Source organism: Kitasatospora sp. NPDC023176, from assembly GCF_055560495.1.
In genome coordinates this window covers 20,233-42,248 of sequence record NZ_JBVHIP010000014.1, presented here as the reverse complement: position 1 = coordinate 42,248, position 22,016 = coordinate 20,233, and the positions used below count along the sequence as shown (strand labels likewise).

19 protein-coding genes and 1 riboswitch are annotated in these 22,016 nt (G+C 73.7%); of the genes, 14 read left to right on the top strand and 5 right to left on the bottom strand.

The window, feature by feature from the left end; genetic code table 11:
* Positions 1 to 146: 146 nt before the first annotated feature.
* A riboswitch (cobalamin riboswitch) is annotated at positions 147 to 385 on the bottom strand.
* 188 nt (positions 386 to 573) lie between these two features.
* Positions 574 to 861: a hypothetical protein gene (locus tag ACZ3YL_RS20335; protein WP_465658849.1), complete on the top strand. Its 288-nt coding sequence runs from the start codon at positions 574 to 576 to the stop codon at positions 859 to 861.
* A 179-nt stretch (positions 862 to 1,040) separates the two neighbouring features.
* On the opposite strand, the gene ACZ3YL_RS20330 is transcribed toward ACZ3YL_RS20335, so the two are convergent.
* Both ACZ3YL_RS20330 and ACZ3YL_RS20325 read right to left on the bottom strand, forming a co-directional pair.
* Positions 1,041 to 1,454, bottom strand: coding sequence for a cupin domain-containing protein (locus tag ACZ3YL_RS20330; protein WP_188307870.1), 414 nt, complete (start codon positions 1,452 to 1,454; stop codon positions 1,041 to 1,043).
* A complete protein-coding gene (locus ACZ3YL_RS20325) occupies positions 1,451 to 1,699 on the bottom strand; it encodes a hypothetical protein (protein WP_188307871.1) in 249 nt (82 codons plus the stop codon). The genes ACZ3YL_RS20330 and ACZ3YL_RS20325 overlap by 4 nt, the downstream gene beginning before the upstream one ends.
* Before the next feature lie 68 nt (positions 1,700 to 1,767).
* Here ACZ3YL_RS20325 and ACZ3YL_RS20320 point away from each other — a divergent pair, with 68 nt between their 5' ends.
* Positions 1,768 to 2,439, top strand: a complete 672-nt coding sequence (locus ACZ3YL_RS20320) for a TetR/AcrR family transcriptional regulator (protein ID WP_465658847.1) — start codon at positions 1,768 to 1,770, stop codon at positions 2,437 to 2,439.
* Positions 2,440 to 2,496: 57 nt separating this feature from the next.
* On the opposite strand, the gene ACZ3YL_RS20315 is transcribed toward ACZ3YL_RS20320, so the two are convergent.
* Positions 2,497 to 3,033, bottom strand: a complete 537-nt coding sequence (locus ACZ3YL_RS20315; RefSeq protein ID WP_465658845.1) for a carboxymuconolactone decarboxylase family protein — start codon at positions 3,031 to 3,033, stop codon at positions 2,497 to 2,499.
* A gap of 298 nt (positions 3,034 to 3,331) precedes the next feature.
* On the opposite strand from ACZ3YL_RS20315, the gene ACZ3YL_RS20310 reads away from it, so the two are divergent.
* Entirely contained in the window at positions 3,332 to 4,207 is an 876-nt protein-coding gene (locus ACZ3YL_RS20310; protein ID WP_465658844.1) for a universal stress protein, read from the top strand.
* A gap of 24 nt (positions 4,208 to 4,231) precedes the next feature.
* Here the strand turns inward: ACZ3YL_RS20310 and ACZ3YL_RS20305 are convergent, their stop codons facing one another.
* Positions 4,232 to 5,170 carry an SMP-30/gluconolactonase/LRE family protein gene (locus tag ACZ3YL_RS20305; protein WP_188307875.1) on the bottom strand — a complete coding sequence of 313 codons (939 nt, stop codon included), beginning with the start codon at positions 5,168 to 5,170 and terminating at the stop codon, positions 4,232 to 4,234.
* A 114-nt stretch (positions 5,171 to 5,284) separates the two neighbouring features.
* On the opposite strand from ACZ3YL_RS20305, the gene ACZ3YL_RS20300 reads away from it, so the two are divergent.
* Together ACZ3YL_RS20300 and ACZ3YL_RS20295 are read left to right on the top strand one after the other, a co-directional pair.
* Positions 5,285 to 5,755 (top strand): Lrp/AsnC family transcriptional regulator, encoded by a 471-nt coding sequence (locus ACZ3YL_RS20300; protein ID WP_465658842.1) that lies wholly within the window; start codon positions 5,285 to 5,287, stop codon positions 5,753 to 5,755.
* Between the two features lie 241 nt (positions 5,756 to 5,996).
* The gene (locus tag ACZ3YL_RS20295) at positions 5,997 to 6,581 is read left to right on the top strand and encodes a VC0807 family protein (protein WP_465658840.1); all 585 of its coding nucleotides are present in this window, start codon (positions 5,997 to 5,999) and stop codon (positions 6,579 to 6,581) included.
* A gap of 101 nt (positions 6,582 to 6,682) precedes the next feature.
* On the opposite strand, the gene ACZ3YL_RS20290 is transcribed toward ACZ3YL_RS20295, so the two are convergent.
* Positions 6,683 to 7,261: a LuxR C-terminal-related transcriptional regulator gene (locus ACZ3YL_RS20290; RefSeq protein WP_465659011.1), complete on the bottom strand. Its 579-nt coding sequence runs from the start codon at positions 7,259 to 7,261 to the stop codon at positions 6,683 to 6,685.
* Positions 7,262 to 7,967: 706 nt separating this feature from the next.
* On the opposite strand from ACZ3YL_RS20290, the gene ACZ3YL_RS20285 reads away from it, so the two are divergent.
* The 9 genes from ACZ3YL_RS20285 to ACZ3YL_RS20245 all read left to right on the top strand — a co-directional run bounded on the left by ACZ3YL_RS20285 (position 7,968) and on the right by ACZ3YL_RS20245 (position 21,978).
* Entirely contained in the window at positions 7,968 to 9,353 is a 1,386-nt protein-coding gene (locus tag ACZ3YL_RS20285) for a glycosyltransferase (protein ID WP_465658838.1), read from the top strand.
* A 79-nt stretch (positions 9,354 to 9,432) separates the two neighbouring features.
* Positions 9,433 to 10,491 carry a DegT/DnrJ/EryC1/StrS family aminotransferase gene (locus ACZ3YL_RS20280; protein ID WP_465658834.1) on the top strand — a complete coding sequence of 353 codons (1,059 nt, stop codon included), beginning with the start codon at positions 9,433 to 9,435 and terminating at the stop codon, positions 10,489 to 10,491.
* A gap of 31 nt (positions 10,492 to 10,522) precedes the next feature.
* A complete protein-coding gene (locus ACZ3YL_RS20275; protein WP_188307889.1) occupies positions 10,523 to 11,701 on the top strand; it encodes a cytochrome P450 in 1,179 nt (392 codons plus the stop codon).
* A gap of 70 nt (positions 11,702 to 11,771) precedes the next feature.
* A complete protein-coding gene (locus tag ACZ3YL_RS20270) occupies positions 11,772 to 11,966 on the top strand; it encodes a ferredoxin (RefSeq protein ID WP_188307890.1) in 195 nt (64 codons plus the stop codon).
* A 27-nt stretch (positions 11,967 to 11,993) separates the two neighbouring features.
* Positions 11,994 to 12,752, top strand: a complete 759-nt coding sequence (locus ACZ3YL_RS20265) for a thioesterase II family protein (protein WP_188307891.1) — start codon at positions 11,994 to 11,996, stop codon at positions 12,750 to 12,752.
* Between the two features lie 73 nt (positions 12,753 to 12,825).
* Positions 12,826 to 14,949, top strand: a complete 2,124-nt coding sequence (gene pabB / locus ACZ3YL_RS20260; protein ID WP_188307892.1) for an aminodeoxychorismate synthase component I — start codon at positions 12,826 to 12,828, stop codon at positions 14,947 to 14,949.
* A gap of 72 nt (positions 14,950 to 15,021) precedes the next feature.
* The gene (locus ACZ3YL_RS20255; protein ID WP_465658830.1) at positions 15,022 to 20,106 is read left to right on the top strand and encodes a type I polyketide synthase; all 5,085 of its coding nucleotides are present in this window, start codon (positions 15,022 to 15,024) and stop codon (positions 20,104 to 20,106) included.
* A gap of 25 nt (positions 20,107 to 20,131) precedes the next feature.
* Positions 20,132 to 21,133 (top strand): ATP-binding cassette domain-containing protein, encoded by a 1,002-nt coding sequence (locus tag ACZ3YL_RS20250; RefSeq protein WP_188307894.1) that lies wholly within the window; start codon positions 20,132 to 20,134, stop codon positions 21,131 to 21,133.
* Entirely contained in the window at positions 21,130 to 21,978 is an 849-nt protein-coding gene (locus tag ACZ3YL_RS20245; RefSeq protein WP_188307895.1) for an ABC transporter permease, read from the top strand. Before ACZ3YL_RS20250 ends, ACZ3YL_RS20245 begins: the two co-directional genes overlap by 4 nt.
* Positions 21,979 to 22,016: the final 38 nt, after the last annotated feature.

Genomic DNA, 22,016 nt, shown 5'->3' with positions numbered 1-22,016 from the left:
CGCGAGCCTGGATCCTCAAGTGCCCGGCGACGGGACGAGAACGCGAAGGGATGACGAGACCGGACGGGACACCCGTACCCGGGTACGACTCCGCCTGGTGTGGTCGCCGACCCGCCCTCGAGGTCACCGGATGGCCGCGCGCGAACGGTCGCGCACGGGCAGTGGCAGGTCTTCGGACTCGCGGGCCCGCCCGTCCCCATCGAGGACAGGCACCTACTGGCCGTCGCTTCCCAGACCCGTCCCGGGCCCAGTGCGTATGACGGCGGTCGTTCCCACTCACCGCTGCGGGGCAGTCCCGGACTGGCCAGTTGAAAGGCGTCACCGGATTCCCTCTTGCGACACCCCGCCTGGCGGACGGGGCGAACCAGCTGCACCGGCCAGCCTAGGGGCAGTGCGCCGGTTTCCGGCCGGAGAATCACGCAATCGTCCGCATGGTGAGACGTCGTCAGGCGCCGGCCGGGGCCGCTCCGGGGAAGTGGAGCGGCCCCGGGTGGACGTCAGCGGGTGCTGAAGTCGGCGTTCCAGGAGGCCGTGCCCGTACCTGCCAGGCCGACCTCGTTGTAGTCACCGATCATGATCCCCAGGTGGTCCGGGGAGTCGATCCAGCCGTCGACGGCCGCGTCCGTCTTCCTGACGCCGGCACCCCGGTTCCTCACCCCCCACCAGCCCGTACTCCCGCACGTACTGCTCCTCGCCACCGCACAGGCGCTGCCGGTCGCCGCCTGGCTGACGGCCTGGACCATGGTGATCGGCGCCGCGACGGCAGCCCTCGGATCGGCCGCCCTGCGCACCGCACTGGGTCGACGTGCCGGGACGGTCCTGGTCGCCCTCGGGCTACGGACGGCGGCCGCCTGGCCCTGATACGGCCCCGCCGGACCGCGCACCCGAAGGCGCCGGTCCACCACGGCCGCAAAGCCCCCCGGGCCAAGATACGCACCCGGGGGCGGGGGCGTACCTTGGCCCGGGGGCGCCGAAGTCTCGTGCGCGGGCCCGAGAGTTCCCGCCCCCACGCCCACCGGGCTTCCCGTCCGCGACCCGGGTCAGTGCTCGGCGCCGCGCCGTTCCAGCCGGGTCCCGCTGCGCAGGGTGATCGACATCAGGTCGCTGGGGGCGTCGAGTTCGAGCCGGTGCCAGCGGCCGCGCGGGACGACCACGGCGCTGCCGGGCGCCAGCCGCACCAGTTCCTCGGCAGCGCCGGGCTCGACCGGGCGGAGGTAGACCCGGACGCCGCCGGCCAGGCAGCACACCGCCTCCTCCGCCGCCGGGTGCATCTCCCAGTGGTCTGCGTGGACGTCGGCGTCGGTCTCCACGTGGAAGGTCGCGACCTGCCATGCGCCCTCGGTGCCGGAGCCGCCGCCGGCCATCCGCCGTTCGGTGGCGCGGAGTTCGCCGTCGGGGCGGAAGTGCAGCGCCGAGGCGAACAGGTCGACGACGGCGATCGGGGTGGTGGTCATGAGGACGTTCCTTCCAGTTGGGGTTCTACGGCGGCGAGCGGGCGGCCCTCCGGCGTTCCGGGCCGGCGCCGGGGCAGGACGGCGACGGCGCCGACGGCCGCCGGCGCGAACCGGACGGCGCCGACGGCCGGGCCGAGGGCGTACCCGCCGTCGAGGGCGGCCGGGTCGGTGGCCGTACCGGTGCGGTGGGCGGCGAGGGTGGCCAGGGCGGCCGGGCCCACGCGGCCGCCAAGGTTTCTGTACATGTAAAGAAAGTACTCCCGGAAGCACACCGCTGTCGAGCCGCACGAGATCAGCCGGGCATGATGGGCGCATGCAGCAGCCCTCCCCCGCCCCCCGCAAGGCCACCGGCCGCCCTCCCCGCATCTCCCGGGAGGAGGTCGTCGACACGGCCCGCCGGATCGTCGACGAGGAGGGCGTCGAGCGCCTGACCATGCGCCGCCTGGCCACCGCCGTCGGCAGCACCCCGATGGCGCTCTACCACCACGTCCGCGACAAGGAGGAGCTGCTCGTCCTGCTGCTGGACGACTACGCCGCCCGCACACTCCATCCCGTCGAACTGCCCGCCGACCCGCGCGAACGCGTCCTCGCCGCGGCCGCCGCGATCCACGACGCGCTCGCCGGCTGCCCCTGGATCGTCGACGTGCTGGCCGCCGACGACCTGTTCTCCACCCACGCCCTCTGGTTCGTCGAGCAGATCGTCGACGGACTGGTCCACTGCGGCCTGACCCCGGAACGCGCCGCCCAGGGCTACCGCGCGATCTGGTACTACACCGCCGGCGAGATCGTGGTCCGCGCCACCGCCACCCGGCGCCGCACCGTCGACGACCGCCCCACCTACCGGGAGCAGGTCTTCGCCGGCCTCGACCCGGACGCGTACCCGCGGCTGGCCCAGGTCGCCGGCGACTGGGAGCCGCTGACCGCCCAGGACACCTACCGGGACGGGTTGCGCGCCCTGGTCAGCGGCCTGCTCGGGGCGAGCTGAAACGCCGAACCGGCCCGCCGGGCGCGAGGCTCGGCGGGCCGGTTCGAACGGAGTCGCTCAGGCCCACGGGTCGGTGAACGCCCGCCCGGGAACGGGCTTGGCGATCAGCGCGACCGGCACGAAGAAGTTGACCTGCCCGATCGCGAACATCAGGGTGGCCAGCGCCTTCTCGTCGAAGTGCGCGGCCGCCTCGGCGTACAGCTCGTCCGACACCCGCTCACCGTGCGGGTTCGGCTGCAGCACGGCCTCGACCAGGGCGAGCGCCGCCCGCTCGGGAGCGGTCAGGTACGGGGAGTCCTGCCAGGTGGCCACCGAGGTGATCCGCTCCTCCGACTCACCGGCCTTGCGCAGGAATCCGGTGTGCAGGACGGTCAGGTAGGTGCTGCCGACGATCTGCCCGGCCCGCAGCTGGACCAGGCTGACCAGGCCGCGCGGGATCGAGCGGTTGCCGACGGCCCGGAACAACGCGGCCGACACGTCGGCGAGTTCGGGGACGAGCTGCGCCGGGTCGCCGGCCATCCGGGGGCGCAGCGGGATCTCGGCGGTGATCGAGCGGGTGGCGGTCGAGCGGGCGGCGGTCGAGTCGGTGGTCATCGTGGTGTTCCTCTCGGAAGATCGGTGCTTTCACTGACCCGACGGATCCCGGCGCACGAGTGTGACGGCCCGGCGAAGCTTTTTCGTCCGTCGGTGCGATCCGGCCGTGACCGTCCGCACCGCGCCCGGGAGGAGCCGCGCCTCCAGCACCATGCCGCCGGGCGACCGGGTGGACGGGCCTCGGCCGCCCCCGAGAGGTGCTCGTGGCCGCCACCGCCGATACTGGGGGTCGCAACCCGAGGCGGCCCCGGCGGCCGGCTACGGCCCTCGCCGCGCCGCGAAACCTGAGGAGCGCGCCGTGACCGATCCCGCCCCGACCGCGGGCTCCAGCGGGCCCGTCATCGTCGGCTTCGACGGCTCGCCCGAGAGCCTGACCGCCACCGAATGGGCCGCCCACGAGGCGCAGCGCCGCGGCCTCCCGCTCGAAGTCGTGGAGGCCTGGCCCTGGCCCAAGCGGGACGTGGTCGGCAGCGACCAGACCTACCACCGCGCCCTGGCCCACCTCGCCGACCGCGAGTCCGCGCTGACCGCCCTGTCCCCGGGGCTGGCGGTCTCCTCCAGCGCGGTGTCCGCCGACCCGGTCGAGGCCCTGGAGGCCGCCTCGCACCGCGCCACCGTGCTGGTGCTCGGCTCGCGCGGGCTGGGCACCCTGCGCGGCTTCCTGGTCGGCTCGGTCAGCCAGGAGGTGCTGCGCCGCTCGGCCTGCCCGGTGGTGCTGGTCCGTGCCCAGCACGACGAACCGGACGGCCCCGTCACCGTCGGCGTCGAGCTGTCCCACCCGGCCGAGGAGGTGCTGGCCTTCGCCTTCCGCGCCGCCGCACTGCGCTCGGCGCCCCTGCGGGTGGTCCACGTCTGGTCCCCGCCGGCCGGCAGCGAGTACATGGCCTACGGCGCCATCGGCGGGCTGGAGGGCGAGCTCTCCAGCGTCGAGTGGAACGGCCTAGCCGAAGCCCTCGACCCGCTGCGCACCCGCCACCCCGACGTCGAGGTCACCGCCGACCTCGTCCGGGGCAAACCCGCCGTCGAACTCGTCGACGCCGCCGCCACCGCCCGCCTCCTCGTCCTCGGTCGCCGCCTGCGCCACCTGCCGCTGCGCCACCACCACCTCGGCCCGGTCGCCCACGCCGCGATCCACCACGTCCACTGCCCGGTCGCCGTCGTCCCCTACGGCTGACGAACGGCGGGCCGGCGCCGACGCTCAGCCACCTGCCCGGCCGAACGCCGAGTCGTACGGGCGCGAGCGGCCGGTCACCGTCAGTGCGATCGCGTAGAGCGAGGTCGAGGCGGTGATGAAGAGGCGGTTGCGCTTCGGGCCGCCGAAGGTGACGTGGGAGGTGGACTCCGGGGTGAGGATGCGTCCCAGGAGCGTGCCGTCCGGGTGGTAGCAGCGCACACCCGCGCCGGCGGACAGCCAGATCCGGCCCTCCGTGTCCAGATCGAGGCTGTCGAAGTGGACTCCGGGGGCGCCGTCCGCGGCGGCGAGGACCTCCCGCGGGCCGAGCGAACCGTCGTCCTTGACGTCGAAGACGAGCAGGTGGTTGGCGGCCGAGTCGGCGACGTAGAGCCGGCTGCCGTCGGGGGCGAAGCCGATGCCCGTGGGCTGGGTGAAACCGTCCGCCATCACCTCGCACCCGCCGGAGTCGGGGTCGAGCCGGTAGAGGTTGCGCTCGCCGAGCTCGCTCTCGGCGCGGACCCCCTCGTAGTCGGTGGCGATCCCGTAGGTCGGGTCGGTGAACCAGATCGCGCCGTCGTCGGCGATCACCAGGTCGTTGGGGCTGTTCAACCGCTTGCCGCGGTACTCCTCGGCGAGCACGACGACGGAGCCGTCGTGCTCGGTGCGGGTGATCCTGCGGGCGCCCTGCTCGCAGCTGACGAGGCGCCCGGCGGCGTCCAGGGCATGGCCGTTGGGGTGGCCGGCGGGGGTGCGGAAGACGCCGACGCTGCCGGTGGTCTCGTCCCAGCGCAGGATCCGGTCCTCGGGTATGTCGCTCCAGAGCAGGTACCGCCCGGCGGGGACGTAGACCGGGCCCTCGGCCCAGCGGGAGCCCTCGTGGAGCCGCGTCAGCCTCATGTCGCCCTTGAAGCGGGCGAATCGCGGGTCGATGACCTCGTAGGGGACAGGGTAGGGCCGTTCCATGGCAGTGAACCTCCGACAGCAGGGCCTTGACCGAATGACATCTTGCTGAACTCGATCAGTACAGAACCAGATATGCTGATCATGCGCAATAGCCGAACTGATGAAGGGATTCCCATGGACGACATCGACCGCGGCCTGCTCGCCCTGCTCCTGGAGGACGCCACGCTGTCCTACGCCGCCCTCGGCCAGGCCGTCGGCCTCTCCGCCGGCGCGGCGCACGAGCGCGTGCGCAAGCTGCGCGAACGCGGCGTGATCCGCCGCACGACGATCGAGGTCGATCCGGCCGCACTCGGGCTCACTGTGCTGGCCCACGTCCTGGTCGACTCCAACGCCTGGATGGGCGACCCGCCCACCAAGGAGGCGCTGCTGGCACTCCCCGCCGTCGAGGAGGCCCACATCGTCGCCGGTCCGGCCTCCCTGCTGCTCAAGGTCCGCACCTCGCGCACGGAGGAACTCCAGGACGTGCTGCGGCAGCTCCACGCCGTCCCGGGGGTGACCAGCACCTCGACGATCGTCGTCCTGGAGACCTTCTTCGAGCGCCCCCTCGCCCCGACCACCACCCCTCCCACCGCCGGGCCCAGGTGAGGCGGGACGGGACCGCACCAGAGAGGAGCCGGACCGGTCCTGGCGCGGGCGTCTCCGGTCGGCGCGGCCACGGTGGTCGCGCCGCCCGCGCGTCCGCGAACGACCGGACGCATCGCGGGTTCTGACCGCTGTCGGGCCTGGAAGAAGGTAGCTGTGCAAGTGACACCAGGCGGTCGGGGCAGGCGATGACCAGCGTTCACGACGTCACGTCCGCTGTCCGTCCCTCGCTCCGGAGAACGCCGTGACGTCGCCCGGTACACCGTCGGAGACCCCCGGGGCGCCACCGCGGCCCAGCGGCCGCCGTCTGCTGCTCGGCCTGGTGTGGGACATCGCGGTCCCGATCGCGCTGTACTACGGCCTGCGCGCCGCGGGCGTCAGCGTCTTCGTCGCGCTGCTGGCGGGCGCGTTCCTGCCGGCCGTCACCACCGCGGTGCAGTGGCTGCGCACCCGCAGCCTGGAGGGCATGGCCGGATTCGTCGCCGGAACCATGCTGCTCGGCATCGCGGCGGCGCTGATCGGCGGCAGCCCCCGGTTGCTGCTGGCCAAGGACGGCTGGCTGACCGGCGTGGCCGGGCTCTGGTTCCTGGTCTCGATCAGGGCCAGGCGTCCGCTGCTCTTCCACGGCAGCCGCCCCCCTGCTGGAGGGGCGGTTCCGCTCCGACGACACCTCCTGGGACGTGCTGTGGGAGCGCGAGCCGGCCTTCCGCCGGATCTGGCGGGTCTCCACGGCGATCTGGGGCGTGTGGCAATGCTGCTCGACGCCGCCGCGCAGGTCGTGATGGCCTACACCCTTCCGCGGCGTTCCGGGCGCGGTAGGCGCCGGTGAGGGACGTCTGATCGCGGGCCGCCGCTCCCGGATGGGCGGGGGCCGTCCGGCGGGGGCAGGCGGGGGCCGTCCGCCCCCGCCGGACGCAGGCGCGGGGATGGCTACTTGACGAAGCTCTCGACGACCTTCGGCGGCCAGACCCCGACCTTGAGGACCCCCATGGAGTAGGCCCGGGAGACCAGGGCGGCGCGATTCGGCACCCGCAACTTCCGCAGCAGGCAGGTCACGTGGTACTCGACGCCCTGGCGGCTCAGGTAGAGCTTCGCGGCGAGCGGTACGGTCGAGACGCCGGCGGCGATGCCTTCGAGGATCCTGGCGTCGATCTCGCTCAGCAGCTTCTTCTGGCCGGCCACGACCTCGGACCCGCCCGCCTCCGGACGTCCGTCGGGCATCATCACCAGGATCGACGACTCGTCGGGGAGCCCACCGCGCACCATGACGGCGGTGAGCGGAACGGTGAACGCCTCCTCGTCCGGACCGACCGCTATGACGTCGGTGGCGAAGCGGTCGCGCCGTCCCTCGATCAGGCCGGAGAACTGACGCAGCAGCGGCTGCTGGACACTCGGGTGCACGAGATCGCTGAAGGTCCGGCCACAGAGGTCGGTGGAGGAGCGCCCGAACTGCCAGAAGAAGGCCTCGTTGGCCTGCCGGATGGTGAGGGTCCGGTCGAGCTGCGCCATGGTCAGGCCGGGCTGCCCGGCCAGCGGGTGGTGCTGTGATCCCGCGCCACTGCCAACGGCGCGGTCGGGCTCGATGGTCCGTGCGGCATCGGCCTGGATTGCATAAGTCGCCACGGAAAGTCGGATCCCTTCAAGGCACGAGTGCGGTTTGATCTCCTCGGGACATCCCGGCGCTTCCTCCGACGGCCTGAGCCGCGGTGAATCCCGCACGGAACCCCGGGCACCGGTGAACACCGGTCAACGGCGGCCGGCGCCCGTTTCCGGCCAATTCCATGGGCGTACCGATTCCATGGGCATGCTGAGGAGAGGCTCGATGACAATTCCGATATTCCGGCGCCTTTGCCTGGGACGTACCGCAATTGTGACTGACGGTGAGCCATCGTAGTCAAGCCCCTCGACTAGGAATATATGGGACCCGTCAAGAAGCTCTCAAGCACCCGAACCACCCCGGCCGGGATCGCTCCGATCCCTGGAACCGGTGTGCGACTACCGTATCCGCGGAGCAGTCGGGGGGAACGCGTGGAGGAATCATGGACTCCCCTTCGCGGGCCGGGACTTCCCGGCGAATCGGGACACAAGGGACGATCGACCGAGAGGCCGGGTCCGGCCGGGACCGGCCGGACCGAGGACTAAGGAATTCCCGGCGCCGGGCGTGAGACCAATGTGGCGTGCAGTCCCGACCGCCGAACCGCCCCGAGGGAGTCCGATGAGCGCCGCGCAACGGCCGATCCTGTTTGTCAGCCTTCCGGAGAGCGGTCTGCTCAACCCCCTGCTGGTGCTGGCCGGCGAGCTGGCCCGGCGGGGCGTGCCCGACCTCTGGTTCGCCACGGACGAGCCCCGGCGCGCCGACGTGCGCGCCCTGGCCGACCGGTCGGCGGTGGAGTTCGCCTCCCTCGGGGAGGTCTTCTCCGAGCTGTCCGCGGTCAGCTGGGGCGACGAGGTGTACCGCCAGGTGACCCAGCCGTCCCGGTTCAAGGCGCACCAGGCGGTGATCCGGCAGTCCTACCGACCCGACCTGCAGGCCGAGAAGTACCGCCGGCTCGCGACCGTGGTGGACAAGTGCGACCCGGCCCTGATGGTCATCGACTGCGTCAGCGCCTTCGCGGTCGACCTGGCCCTGACCCGGGGCATTCCGTTCGTCCTGAGCGTCCCGTTCCTGCCGAGCAATGTGCTCACCTCGCACAGCCCTTTCGGGCCTTCCTACACTCCGAAGGATTTCCCCGTTCCCCATTCCGGCCTGCCCTACCCGATGGGTTTCGGCCAACGGCTGCGCAACCGGCTCTTCAAGCTCCGCACGCTCGCGCTGTTCTTCCACCCGGCGATGGGGAAGGTGCTCTCCGAGGACGCACGGCTGCGCAAGGAGCTGGGCCTTCCGAAGCCCAGCCCGATGACCCGGATCGATCGTGCGGAAATGGTGCTGTGCAATTCCGTGCGGGAGCTGGACTATCCGTTCGAGATCCCGGGGAAGGTGGAGCTCGTCGGGGCCATGGTGCCACCATTGCCGGAGGCCTCGCGGGCCGAGGACGGGACCGGTGTCATGGACTGGCTGGACGCCCAGTCCTCCGTGGTCTACATGGGTTTCGGCACGATCACCCGGCTCACCCGGCCGCAGGTGGCCGACCTGGTGGAGGTCGCGCGGCGCCTCGACGGCCGGCACCAGGTGCTGTGGCGGCTGCCGGCCGAGCAGCAGCACCTCCTGCCGCCGCGCGACGAACTGCCGGGCAACCTGCGGGTCGAGAGCTGGCTGCCGTCCCAGCTGGACGTGCTGGCCCACCCCAGGGTCGAGGTGTTCTTCACCCACGGCGGCGGCAACGGCTTCCACGAGGGCGTGTACTTCGGGAAGCCGCTGGTGATCCGGCCGTTGTGGGTCGACTGCTACGACCAGGCCGTGCGCGGACGGGACTTCGGGATCAGCCTGACCCTGGACCGGCCCCAGGACCTCGACCCGGACGACGTCGTGGACAAGCTCAGCCGCGTCCTCGGGGACCGCTCCTTCCGTGAGCGCGCCGAACGCATCGGCACCGCGCAGCGCGCGGCCGGCGGCCGGACCGCCGCGGCCGACCTCCTGCTCGGCCTGCCGGCCCTGGCCTGATCACCCACCCCACCGTCCCCGGGCCGACCCGCGACGCGGCTACCCGCCACGTGGCGGCCCGTCACAGAGTGAGGACCCCATGCCTTTCACCATCCCCGTGTCCCGGCCGAGCCTGGACGGGCGCGAGCTGGACTACGTCACCCGCACGATCGGCGACGGCTGGATCTCGTCCCAGGGGCCGTACGTCCGGCGCTTCGAGGAGGCCTTCGCCGACTACAACGGCTCCGCCCACGGCGTCGCCTGCTCCTCGGGCACCGCGGCCCTCACGCTGGCCCTGCGCGCACTCGGCGTGGGGCCGGGCGACGAGGTCATCGTGCCGGAGTTCACCATGATCGCCTGTGCCTGGGCGGTGACCTACACCGGCGCCACCCCGGTGTTCGTCGACTGCGCGGACGACCTGAACATCGACGTGACGCGGATCGAGGAGCGCATCACCCCGCGCACCAAGGCGATCATGCCGGTGCACGTCTACGGCCGGCGGTGTGACATGGCGGCGGTCATGGAGATCGCCCACCAGTACAACCTGCGGGTCGTGGAGGACTCCTCCGAGGCCCACGGCATCCGCCCGGTCGGCGACATCGCCTGTTTCTCGCTGTTCGCCAACAAGATCATCACGGCCGGTGAGGGCGGCATCTGCCTCACCGACGACCCCCGGCTGGCCGGCCAACTCGCCCACCTGCGGGCGATGGCCTTCACCGCCGACCACAGCTTCCTGCACAAGAAGCTCGCCTACAACTTCCGCATGACGGCCATGCAGGCCGCCGTCGCCCTCGCCCAGACCGAACGCCTGGACGAGTTCCTCGCGGCCCGCAAGGAGATCGAGCGACGCTACGACCAGGGCCTCAAGGACGTCCCCGGGATCACCGTGATGCCACCCCGGGACGTGCTGTGGATGTACGACCTGCGGGCCGAACGCCGCGGCGAACTAAGGGAGTTCCTGACCGGCGAGGGTATCGAGACCCGGCTGTTCTTCCAGCCGATGAGCCGCCAGCCCGGCTACCTCGACCCGGCCTGGCCCGGCCTCAAGGCGACCCGCTTCGCCGCCGACGGCCTCTACCTGCCCACCTACACCGCCCTGACCACTACCGACCAGGACCGCGTGATCGAACGGGTCCGCGCGTTCTACGGCGCGTCCTGAAGCGCACCACGCCCGAGGGAGACCCGACGACATGACGAGCGCCGAACCGCGGGTGGTCGAGTTCCCGCTGCGCAGGCCCGGCGAGGCCTTTCCGCCGCCCCGCTACCAGGACTACCGCGAACAGCGCGACCTGGTGGTGTGCCACCTGCCCAACGGGAACCGGGTGTGGCTGGTCACCCGGCACGAGGACGTCCGGGCCGTCCTGACCGACCGCAGGATCAGCTCCAACCCCGACCACCCGGGCTTCCCCAACATCAGCCAGACCATGGGCGTGCCCCGCCAGGAGCAGATCCCCGGATGGTTCGTCGGTCTGGACTCGCCCGAGCACGACCGTTTCCGCAAGGCGCTCATCCCCGAGTTCAGCGTCCGCCGTGTCCGGGAGCTGCGGCCCGCCGTCGAGCAGACCGTGGACCGGTGCATCGACGCCATGCTGGCCGCCGGGACGGAGGCCGACCTGGTCGCCGACTTCGCCCTGCCCGTCCCCTCGCTGGTCATCTCGGCGCTGCTCGGCGTGCCCCCGGTCGACCGGGACTTCTTCGAGTCCCGCACCCGCACCCTGGTGGCGATCCGCGCCTCCACCGAGGCGCAGCGCGACACCGCCTCGCGCGAACTGCTGCGCTACATCAACCGGTTGGTCGCCATCAAGCAGAAGTGGCCCGGTGACGACCTGATCAGCCGGCTGCTGGCGACCGGCGCGATCGAGCCCCAGGAGATGTCCGGGGTGCTGATGCTGCTGCTCATCGCCGGGCACGAGACCACCGCCAACAACATCGCGCTCGGCGTGCTCACCCTGCTGGACAACCCCCGGTGGATCGGGGACGACCGGGTCGTGGAGGAGACGCTGCGCTTCCACTCGGTGGCCGACCTGGTGTCCCTGCGGGTCGCGACCGAGGACGTCGAGATCGCCGGCCGGCTGATCCGGGCCGGCGAGGGCATCATCCCGCTGGTGGCCGCGGCCAACCACGACGAGCAGGCCTTCGCCTGCCCGCACGCCTTCGACCCGGCCCGCACCGAGCGCCACCACGTGGCGTTCGGCTACGGCGTCCACCAGTGCCTGGGCCAGAACCTCGTCCGGATCGAGATGGAGATCGCCTACCGCAGGCTCTTCGAGCGCATCCCGGGCCTGCGACTGGCGGTGCCGACCGAGGAACTGCCGTTCAAGTACGACGGCGTGCTGTGCGGCCTGCACGCGCTGCCGGTCCGCTGGTAGCAGCCGGACGCCCACGACACCGGCCCGCCCCGGCCCGCCCCGCCCCGACACCGCCCCAGGAGAGATGTCCATGCGCGTCACCGTCGACACCGCACGCTGCGTCGGCGCGGGCCAGTGCGTGCTCAACGCCGGCGCCGTCTTCGACCAGGACCAGGACGGCGTGGTCGAACTGCTCGACCCCGCCGCGACCGACGAACACCCGGAGGCGGTCGGGCTGGCCGCCACGCTCTGCCCGTCCGGCGCCATCACCGTCCACCGGGACTGAATCCCGCACCGAAAGAGGACCCGCCCCATGACCAGTCCCGGCACATCGAGCACGCTGTGGCTGCGCCGCTTCCACCCGGGCGCCGACCGCCCCGTACGTCTGGTGTGCTTCCCGCACGCCGGCGGCTCCGCCAGCTTCTACCACCCCGTCTCCGCGGCCCTCGGTGCTCGCGCCGAGGTGATCGCCCTGCAGTACCCCGGGCGGCAGGACCGCCGACTGGAGCCGTGCGTCGAGGACATCGACACCCTCGCCGACCGGATCACCGACGAACTGCTCACCCTGGACGAGCGCCCCACCGTCTTCTTCGGCCACAGCATGGGTGCCGTCCTCGCCTTCGAGACCGCCTGGCGGCTCGAACGGAAGGGCACCCACGCACCCGGGGCCGTCATCGCCTCCGGCCGCCGGGCGCCGTCCACCACCCGGACCGAGACCGTGCACCAGCGGGACGACGAGGGCGTCATCGCCGAACTCAAGCTGCTCAACGGCACCAGCGCCCACCTGCTCGGTGACGAGGAGATCCTGCGCATGGCGATGCCCGCGATCCGGGCCGACTACCGCGCCGTCGAACGCTACACCTGCGGACCGGAGCGCGTCCTCGGCTGCCCGATCACCGCGCTCACCGGGGACGCCGACCCCCGGACCACCGTCGCCGAGGCCCGCGCCTGGCAGGACCACACCAGCGGTGCCTTCCGGCTCCAGGTCCTCCCCGGGGGGCACTTCTTCCTGGCCGAGCAGCAGGCGGCGGTCCTGCGGGAGATCACCTCCGAACTCGCCGCGCTCCGCTGAACAACCGGCGGCCGAACCGCCCTTGAGCCGCCGCCGGCCCCGCCCGGCGGCGCCGGCAGGACAAGGACCACTGATGCGCACTCTCCTGGTCGACAACTACGACTCGTTCACCTACAACCTGTTCCACTACCTCGCCGAGGTCAACGGGCGGGAGCCGGAGGTCATCCGCAACGACGACCCGTCCTTCCGGCCCGAGCTGCTCGACGACTTCGACGCCGTCGTCCTCTCCCCGGGCCCCGGCACCCCGCACAACCCCGCCGACTTCGGCCACTGCGCCGGGATCGCCCGCGAGGGCCGGCTGCCCGTCCTCGGCGTGTGCCTCGGCCACCAGGGTCTCGCCCTCGCCCACGGCGCCGCCGTCGGCCGGGCGCCCGAGCCCCGGCACGGGCGCACCTCGGACGTGCGGCACACCGGCACCGGGCTGTTCCGTCACCTGCCCAATCCGCTGGAGGTCGTCCGCTACCACTCGCTCGCGGTCACCAGCCTCTCCCCCGCGCTGGAACCGATCGCCTGGGCGACCGACGACGGCGTGGTGATGGCCCTGCGCCACCGCGAACTCCCACTGTGGGGCGTACAGTTCCACCCCGAGTCGATCGGCACCGAGGCCGGGCACCGGCTGCTCGCGAACTTCCGGGACATCGCCGAACAGTCCAACCACGCGCAGCGCCGCGGTCGTCGGCGCGGCCCCGCCGCTCCGCGGCCCGGCGGGCGGTTCGCCCCCACGCCACGGCCGGCCACCCGGCAACTGACCGTCCTGGCCCGGAAGATCGACACCCGGTGGGAAGCCGAGACCGTCTTCGACCGGCTCTTCCGCACCGGCAGCCACCCGTTCTGGCTGGACAGCAGCCTCCCCGGCGGGCGGCTCGGCCAGGTCTCCGTCGTGGGCGACGCTTCCGGTCCACTCGCCCGGGTGGCGAGCGCGGACGTCTCCCGGGGGACCGTCACGGTGACGGCCGGGGGCGGCACCCAGGTGCTGGAAGGAGAGTTCCTGCGCTGGCTCGACGCGGACCTGCGCTCGCTGCGCGTGGAGGTGCCCGAGCTGCCCTTCGACTTCGCACTCGGCTGGGTCGGCTGCCTCGGCTACGAACTCAAGGCCGAGTGCGGCGGCGACCGCGCCCACCGGTCACCCGACCCCGACGCCGTCATGGTGTTCGCCGACCGGGCGGTCGTCCTCGACCACCGCACCGGAACCGCCCACCTGCTCGCCCTGGCCGAGGACGGCGTGGAAGGCCCCGCCAGGGCCTGGCTGCGGGACACCGCCGCCCGGCTCACCGCGCCGGCGCCCCGCACCGACCCGCCGGACCACAACCCGCCCGACCTTCCCGCCGGCCTGCGGCTGCGCCACCCCCGGGAGGCCTACCTCAAGCTCATCGACGCCTGCCAGGACGAGATCGGCGCGGGTGAGACCTACGAGGTCTGCCTCACCAACATGATCGACGCCCCGGCCGCGTTCGACCCCTGGCAGGCCTACCGCGCCCTGCGGCGGATCAGCCCGGCGCCGTTCGCCGCCTTCCTGGACTTCGGCGGACTGTCCGTGCTCAGCTCCTCCCCCGAGCGCTTCCTGCGGATCGGGCCGGACGGCGTGATGGAGTCCAAACCGATCAAGGGCACCCGCCCGCGCGGCGCCACCCCGCAGGAGGACACCCTGCTGGTCGCCGACCTGGCGACCAGCGAGAAGGACCGGGCCGAGAACCTCATGGTCGTCGACCTCGTCCGGCACGACCTCGGCCGGTGCGCGGAGACCGGATCCGTCGTCGCCGAGCCGCTCTTCGACGTCGAGACGTACGCCACCGTCCACCAGCTGGTCAGCACCGTACGGGCGCGGCTGCGCCCCGGGTGCAGCACGGTCGACGGCGTGCGGTCGGCCTTCCCCGGCGGCTCGATGACGGGCACGCCCAAGATCCGCACCATGCAGATCATCGACCGCCTGGAGAACGGCCCGCGGGGCATCTACTCGGGCGCGATCGGCTACTTCTCACTGACCGGAGCAGCCGATCTGAGCATCGTCATCCGCACCGCCGTGGTGGCCGAAGGGCGGCTGCGCTACGGGGTGGGCGGCGCGATCATCGCCCTCTCCGACGCCGAGGCCGAGTTCGACGAGACCGTGGTGAAGTCCCGCCCGCTGCTGGCGCTGCTGGGCACCTCGTTCCCCGAGCAGCGACCGGCCGTCCCGCACTCCGCCGCGCGACCGCACTGACTCTCTAGGTCTTTCCCGGCGGCCGTCGGCCGAGGATGACAGCCGCAACCCGCACCGACCCCGGGAGTGAAGGTGTCCGTCCACAGCGATGACTACGCGATCGATCCGGCCGCCGGGACACCCGGCGCGCTGGGCGGTCACACCCTGCCCGGGGTGTTCGCGGCGGCCGTCCGGCGCGCCCCCGACGCCGTCGCACTGGTCGACGGCGATCGCGAACTGACCTGGCGCCAGTGGCACGCGGAGGTGGCGTCGCTGGCCCGGGCGCTCCAGGAGCTGGGCGTGGGCCCGGGTGACGTGGTCGCGGTCCAGCTGCCGAACCGCTGGGAGTACCCGACCGCCCACCTGGCCGTGGCCACCGTCGGCGCGGTCATGCTGCCGGTGCACGCCGGGTACGGCGCCGCCGACGTACGGGCGCTGCTGGGCCGGGTGGACCCGGTGGTGGCCCTGCTCGCGCCGGAGGCGGCGGGCACCGCCCCCGCGCTGTCGGCGGCCGTACCGTCGCTGCGGGCGGTGCTGGTCGCGGGGGATCCGGACGGGCTGCCGCCCGGGGTCCGCTCGCTGGCCCGGACGACGGCCGATCACGCGGGCCGGGAACCGCACCCGGTCGAGGTCCGGCCGGACCAGCCGCTGGTCCTGATCCCGTCCTCCGGCACCACCTCGGCCCGGCCCAAGATCTGCCTGCACAGCCACGACGGGCTGCTCTCCAACACCGCCCCCGTCGCCGAGGAGGGCGGCGCGGCCTTCGCCGGCGCCGTCCTGACGGCCTGCCCGCTCACCCACCTGTTCGGCCTGCAGTCCCTGCACACCGCGCTGTTCCGGGCCTGCCCACAGGTCCTGCTGCGCGGCTGGGACCCCGAAGGCTTCCTGGCCCTGGCCCGGCGCACCGCGCCCAGCGCCGTCTTCGCCGTCCCCGCGCAGCTGCACGACGTCCTCGGCGCGCTGGAGCGCAGCGGGCAGCAGCCCGGCTTCCGGCCGCAGCAGGTGCGCACCGCCGGGGCGGCGATCCCCGCCGCGCTGGCGGCGGCCGTACGGGCGACGCTCGGCGGCGAGCTGGTGGTGGTCTGGGGCATGTCCGAACTGGGCACCGGCACCCGGACCTCCCCGGTCGACCCGGACGGGGCCGCACCCCGCGGCGTCGGACGGCCGACCAGCGGCGCGCGGGTGCGGATCGTCGGTGAGGACGGACGACGGCTGCCCCCCGGCGAGGCCGGCGAACTCCAGTACCGCAGCTCGAGCATGTTCCGCGGCTACTACCGGGAGCCGGAACTGACCCGCGCCGCGATCACGGCGGACGGCTGGCTGCGCACCGGCGACCGGGCGAGCCTCGACGCGGAGGGCCGGCTCTCCTTCCACGGCCGGTCGGCCGAGCTGATCAACGTGGGCGGGCGGAAGTTCGACGCCACCGAGATCCAGGACGAGCTGGCCGCGATGCCCGGCATCGGTCCGCTCGCCGTCGTCGGCCGGCCGGACGAACGCCTCGGCGAGTACCCGTGCCTGGTCCTCACCCGCCGGGCCGACCCGGGCATCGGCCTGCGGGCGGTGACCGGCTTCCTGAAGGCCCGGGAGATCGCCGAGTACAAGATCCCGCTGGAGCTGGTGACCGTCGCCGAACTGCCGCGCACCCCGGCCGGCAAGCTCCACCGGCGGGCGCTGGAGGAACTGGTCGCCCAGCCTTCGGCATCGGCATCGGCATCGTCGGCGTCGGCGCCCCCGGCCCCGCTCGACTACGGCGACGCGCTGGACCTCGTACGCGGTTGCGCGGCCGAGGTGACGGGCCGCAGGACGCAGGACGAGCCGATCGGCGCGGACACCGCGTTCCGCGCCTACGGACTCGACTCGGTGCGCACCATCCGACTGCGCAACCTGCTGGTGGAGGCCACCGGGCGGCCGCTGCCGGTGAGCCTCGGCTTCGACCACCCCACCCCGGCCGCCGTCGCGCTCCTGCTCTCGGGCTCGGCCGCGGACCGGCCCGACCAGCAGCCGCACGCCGCCTCCGACGAGCCGGTGGCGATCGTCGGCATGGCCTGCCGGCTGCCCGGCGGCGTCGCCTCCCCCGACGACCTGTGGACGCTCCTCACCGACGGCACCCACACCGACTCGGCCTTTCCCGACGACCGCGGCTGGGACGTCGAGGGCCTGTTCCACGAGGACCCGGACCACCCCGGCACCTCGTATGTGCGCCGGGGCGGCTTCCTGCCCGACGCCGGACGGTTCGACGCCGGGTTCTTCGGCTTCTCACCGCGCGAGGCCCTGGCCGCCGACCCACAGCAACGCCTGCTGCTGGAGACCGCCTGGGAGGCGCTGGAACACGCCCGGATCGACCCGACCACCCTGCGCGGCAGCCGCACCGGGGTGTTCACCGGCGCGATGTACCACGACTACGGCGCCCGTTCGGGATCCGGCGCCCCGGCAGAGCTGGAGGGCCTGCTCGGGATCGGCACCGCCGGCAGCGCGCTGTCCGGACGGATCTCGTACGTCCTCGGGCTCCAGGGCCCGGCCCTCACCGTGGACACCGCCTGCTCGTCCTCGCTGGTGGCCCTGCACCTGGCCGCCCGCTCGCTGCGTTCCGGCGAGTCCTCGCTCGCCCTGGCCGGCGGCGTCGCCGTGATGGCCACACCGGCGTCGTTCGTCGAGTTCTCCAGGTTGCGCGGGCTGGCCGCCGACGGGCGCTGCAAGGCGTTCTCGGACGACGCGGACGGCGCCGTCTGGGCCGAGGGGGTGGGCCTGCTCGTGCTGGAGCGGCTGAGCGACGCACGCCGCCACGGGCACCAGGTGCTCGCCCTCGTCCGGGGCTCGGCCGTCAATCAGGACGGTGCCTCCAACGGCATCACCGCACCCAACGGCCCGGCGCAGCAACGGGTGATCCGGCACGCCCTCGCCGACGCCCGGCTCGACCCCGCCGACGTGGACGCCGTCGAGGCCCACGGCACCGGAACGGCCCTGGGCGACCCGATCGAGGCACAGGCCCTGCTGGCCGTGCACGCCGGCCGGCGGCCCGCGGAGCGGCCGCTCTGGCTCGGGTCCCTGAAGTCCAACCTCGGCCACACCCAGGCGGCGGCCGGCGTGGCCGGGGTGATCAAGACGGTGCAGGCGCTGCGGCACGGGCTGCTGCCCCGCACCCTGCACGTCACCGCGCCCACGGCCCGGGTGGACTGGTCCTCCGGCGCGGTCCGGCTGCTCACCGAGGCCCGCCCGTGGCCCCACGAGGCCGGCCGGGTGCGGCGGGCCGGGGTCTCCTCGTTCGGGATCAGCGGAACCAACGCGCACGTGGTGCTGGAGGAGGCGCCCGCGCCGGCCGAGCCCGACGGCGGCGCCCCGCGCGGGACCGGGCCGGTGCCGTTCGCACTCTCCGCCCGCAGCGAGTCCGCGCTGCGGGCCCAGGCAGGGCGGCTGGCCGAGCACGCCGCCGCCCGCCCGGAGCACGCCCTGCCCGACCTCGCCCACGCACTGGCCACCACCCGCGCCGTCCACGGCCACCGGGCCGTGCTGGTCGCCGCCGAGCACGGCGAACTCGTCACCGCGCTGCGGCGGTTCGCCGCCGGGGAGCCCACCTCGGTCACGCCGGTGACGGGCCGACGCGGCGGCGGCGGGCGGCTCGCCTTCCTGTTCGCCGGACAGGGCAGCCAGCGCCCCGGGATGGGGCGTGAACTCGCCCGGGCCTTCCCGGAGTTCGCGGCCGCCCTGAAGGAGGTGTGCGCGGAGCTCGACCCGCTGCTGCCGCGACCGCTGCGTTCCGCCCTGTGGGAAGCGCCGGAGCTCCTCGACCGGACGGAGTTCGCCCAGCCCGCGCTGTTCGCCCACGAGGTCGCGCTGCACCGCCTGCTGGGCTCCTGGGGCGTGCGTCCGGACCTGCTGGCCGGGCACTCGGTCGGCGAGATCGCCGCCGCCCACGTGGCCGGGGTGCTGTCGCTGGCCGACGCCTGCACGCTGGTCGCCGCCCGGGGCCGGCTGATGCAGGCCCTCCCCGCCGGTGGCGCGATGCTCGCCGTCCGGGCCACCGAGGACGAAGTCCGCCCGCTGCTCGACGAGTTCGTCTCGCTCGCGGCGGTGAACGGCCCCTCGTCGGTGGTCGTCTCGGGTACGGCGGAAGCGGTCGAGGCGATCGGGGACCACTTCTCGGACCGCAGGACGACCCGGCTGCGCGTCTCGCACGCGTTCCACTCGCCGCTGCTGGACCCGATGCTGGCGGAGTTCCGTGAGGTGCTCGACGGCCTGTCCTTCGGCGCGCCCACCCTCCCCCTGGTCTCCGCCGTCACCGGCCGACCGCTGACCGAGGACGAGGCCCGCGACCCCGGCCACTGGATCCGGCAGGCCCGCGAGCCGGTCCGGTTCCGGGACACCGTCGAACGGCTGCGCGGGGAACGGGTCGACGCCTACCTGGAACTCGGCCCTGCCTCCGCGCTCGCGCCGATGGTCGCGGAATGCCTCGCCGCGGCGAGTGGCTCCACCGCCGTGATCGCCACCGGGGCCGCGGACGAGACCCGAGGGGTGCTCGCCACCGCCACGGCGCTGCACCTGCACGGTGTGCCGGTCGACTGGGACGCCGTCCTGCCCGGCGCCCGGCCGGTGTCGCTGCCGACGTACGCGTTCCAGCGGCGGACGTACTGGCTGGCCGCCCAGGCATCCGTGTCCGCGCCACCCTCCCCCGGCGACGAACCGTCCCCGGTGCTCGCCCCGGCCGGGACCGGCGGACACGACGGCGTCCTGCGCGAACTCGTGCTCACCGAGACCGCGGCCGTGCTCGGGCGGACCGCCGCCGAACTGGGCACAGCCCAGTCCTTCAAGGACCTCGGAGTCGACTCCGTCAAGGCGGTCGAACTGCGCGACCGGCTCGCCGCGGCCACCGGCGCCGAACTCCCCGCGACCCTGGTCTTCGACCATCCGACGCCGGAGGCCGTGGCCCGCGCGCTCGGCGCCCGCCTCGGCCGAGACGGTGCGGCCGCCCGGCCGGCCACCGCTGCCGAACTGGTCGACCGACTGGCCGAACTGCTCGCCGCCGGCCCGGGCCTCGACCCGGCCACCGCCGGCCGGCTGCGTGACCTCGCCCGACGCGGCGGCCCGGTCGGATCCGGAGCCGGCTCCGGACCCACGTCCGCGCCGGACCTCGGCACCGCCACCGACGAGGACCTGTTCCGCCTGATGGACGCGCTCGACTGACCCGCCCGCCTAGCGAAAGCACGCCATGACCGCCCGCACTCCCCCGTACCCGCCCCCCGCAGCCGACCACGACCTCGTGATCGAGGCGGTCGACGTCAGCATGACCTTCGGCACCGTCCGCGCGCTCGACGCGGTCAGCCTCGCCGTCCCCCGCGGCAGCGTGCTGGCCCTGCTCGGCCACAACGGCGCCGGCAAGACCACCCTGGTGAACATCCTCACCACCGCCCTGTCCCCCACCTCCGGCCGGGCCTCGGTCTCGGGGTACGACGTCGGTGACCGGCCCGCGGAGGTCCGCCGCCGGATCGGCCTCACCGGCCAGTACGCCACGGTGGACGGACGGCTCAGCGGCCGGGACAACCTGCTCCTGCTCGCCCGACTGCTCGGGGCCGGCCGCCGGGCCGCCCGGGCCCGGGCCGAGGAGCTGCTCGAACTGTTCGATCTCGGCCAGGTGGCCGACCGACCGGCCCGCGGCTACTCCGGAGGGCTGCGCCGTCGCCTCGACCTGGCCGCCGGCCTGGTCGGACGGCCCGAGGCGGTGTTCCTCGACGAACCCACCACCGGCCTCGACCCGGTGAGCCGGCTCGGCCTGTGGGAGATCGTCGAGGGACTGGTCGCCGACGGGACCACCGTGCTGCTCACCACCCAGTACCTCGACGAGGCCGACCGGCTCGCCGACTCCGTCACGGTGCTCTCCGGCGGCACCGTCGTCGCCGCCGGCACCCCCGCCGAGCTCAAGGCCCGGGTGGGCCGGCGCACCGTCACCGTCGTCCTCGACGGCGGCGGATCCGAAGACCCGGAGCGGGCCGCCGAGTCGCTGCGCCGGGCCGGGCTGGCACCCGTCCCGGGCCGTGAGGGCACCGCCCTGGTCGTCCCGATCGAGGCCACCCGCGAGATCGCGGCCGTGGTCCGGGCCCTCGACGCGGTCGGGGTCGAGGCCGCCGAACTCACCTTCGGCGAACCCGGCCTGGAGGACGTCTACCTCGCCCTGGCCCACCGCAGCGACCGCCCGGAAGGACCCTCTCGGTGACCACCACGCTCGACACCGGCCGACCGCCCCGCGCCGGGACACCCGCCCCGCCCGCCTGGCGCGGAAGCTCGCGGCCCGCCCAGATCCGCATCCTCACCGGACGGTCGCTGCGCGCGCTCGTCACGGATCCCGCCGTCCTGCTCTTCGGCCTGCTCCAGCCCGTCATCACGCTCGTGGTGCTGTCCCAGGTCTTCAGCCGGATGGGACTGCCGCCGCACTTCCCGCCGGACGTCACCTACCTGGACTTCGTCCTGCCGGCCGTCCTGGTGGACAACGCCGTGCAGTCCGCCGTCCAGTCCGGCGTCGGGCTGGTCGAGGACCTGCAGAACGGCATCGTCGCCCGGCTGCGCTGCCTGCCCGTCGCGCCGAGCTCGCTCCTGGTCGCCCGCAGCCTCACCACCCTGGTGCGCGCGGCCGTCCAGGCCGGGGTGATCCTGCTGCTCGGCACCACCGTGCTCGGCTACTCCCCGCGCGGCGGCGTCGGCGCGATCGCCGGCTCGATCGGGCTGACCCTCTTCATGAGCTGGGCGATCGGCTGGCTGTTCATCGCCGCGGCGGCCTGGCTCCGACGGGCCGAGCCGATCCAGAACCTGGCGATCATCGCCGTGCTCCCGCTGATGTTCGCCTCCAGCGCCTACGTCCCGACCGCCGACCTGCCGGGCTGGCTCGCCGCTGTCGCCCACGTCAATCCGCTCACCTACGCGATCGACACGACGCGCGCCCTGGCGCTCGGCCTGCCCGGCACGGGCAGCGCCGTCCCGGCGCTGCTGCTCGGCGCCGCGGTGGCAGGGATCGGCGGGTGGCTCGCGGCGCTCGGCTTCCGCCGGCCGCTGACGCCGCGCTGAACCGGGGACGCCACCGGCCGGGCCCCTTCCGCGTTTCG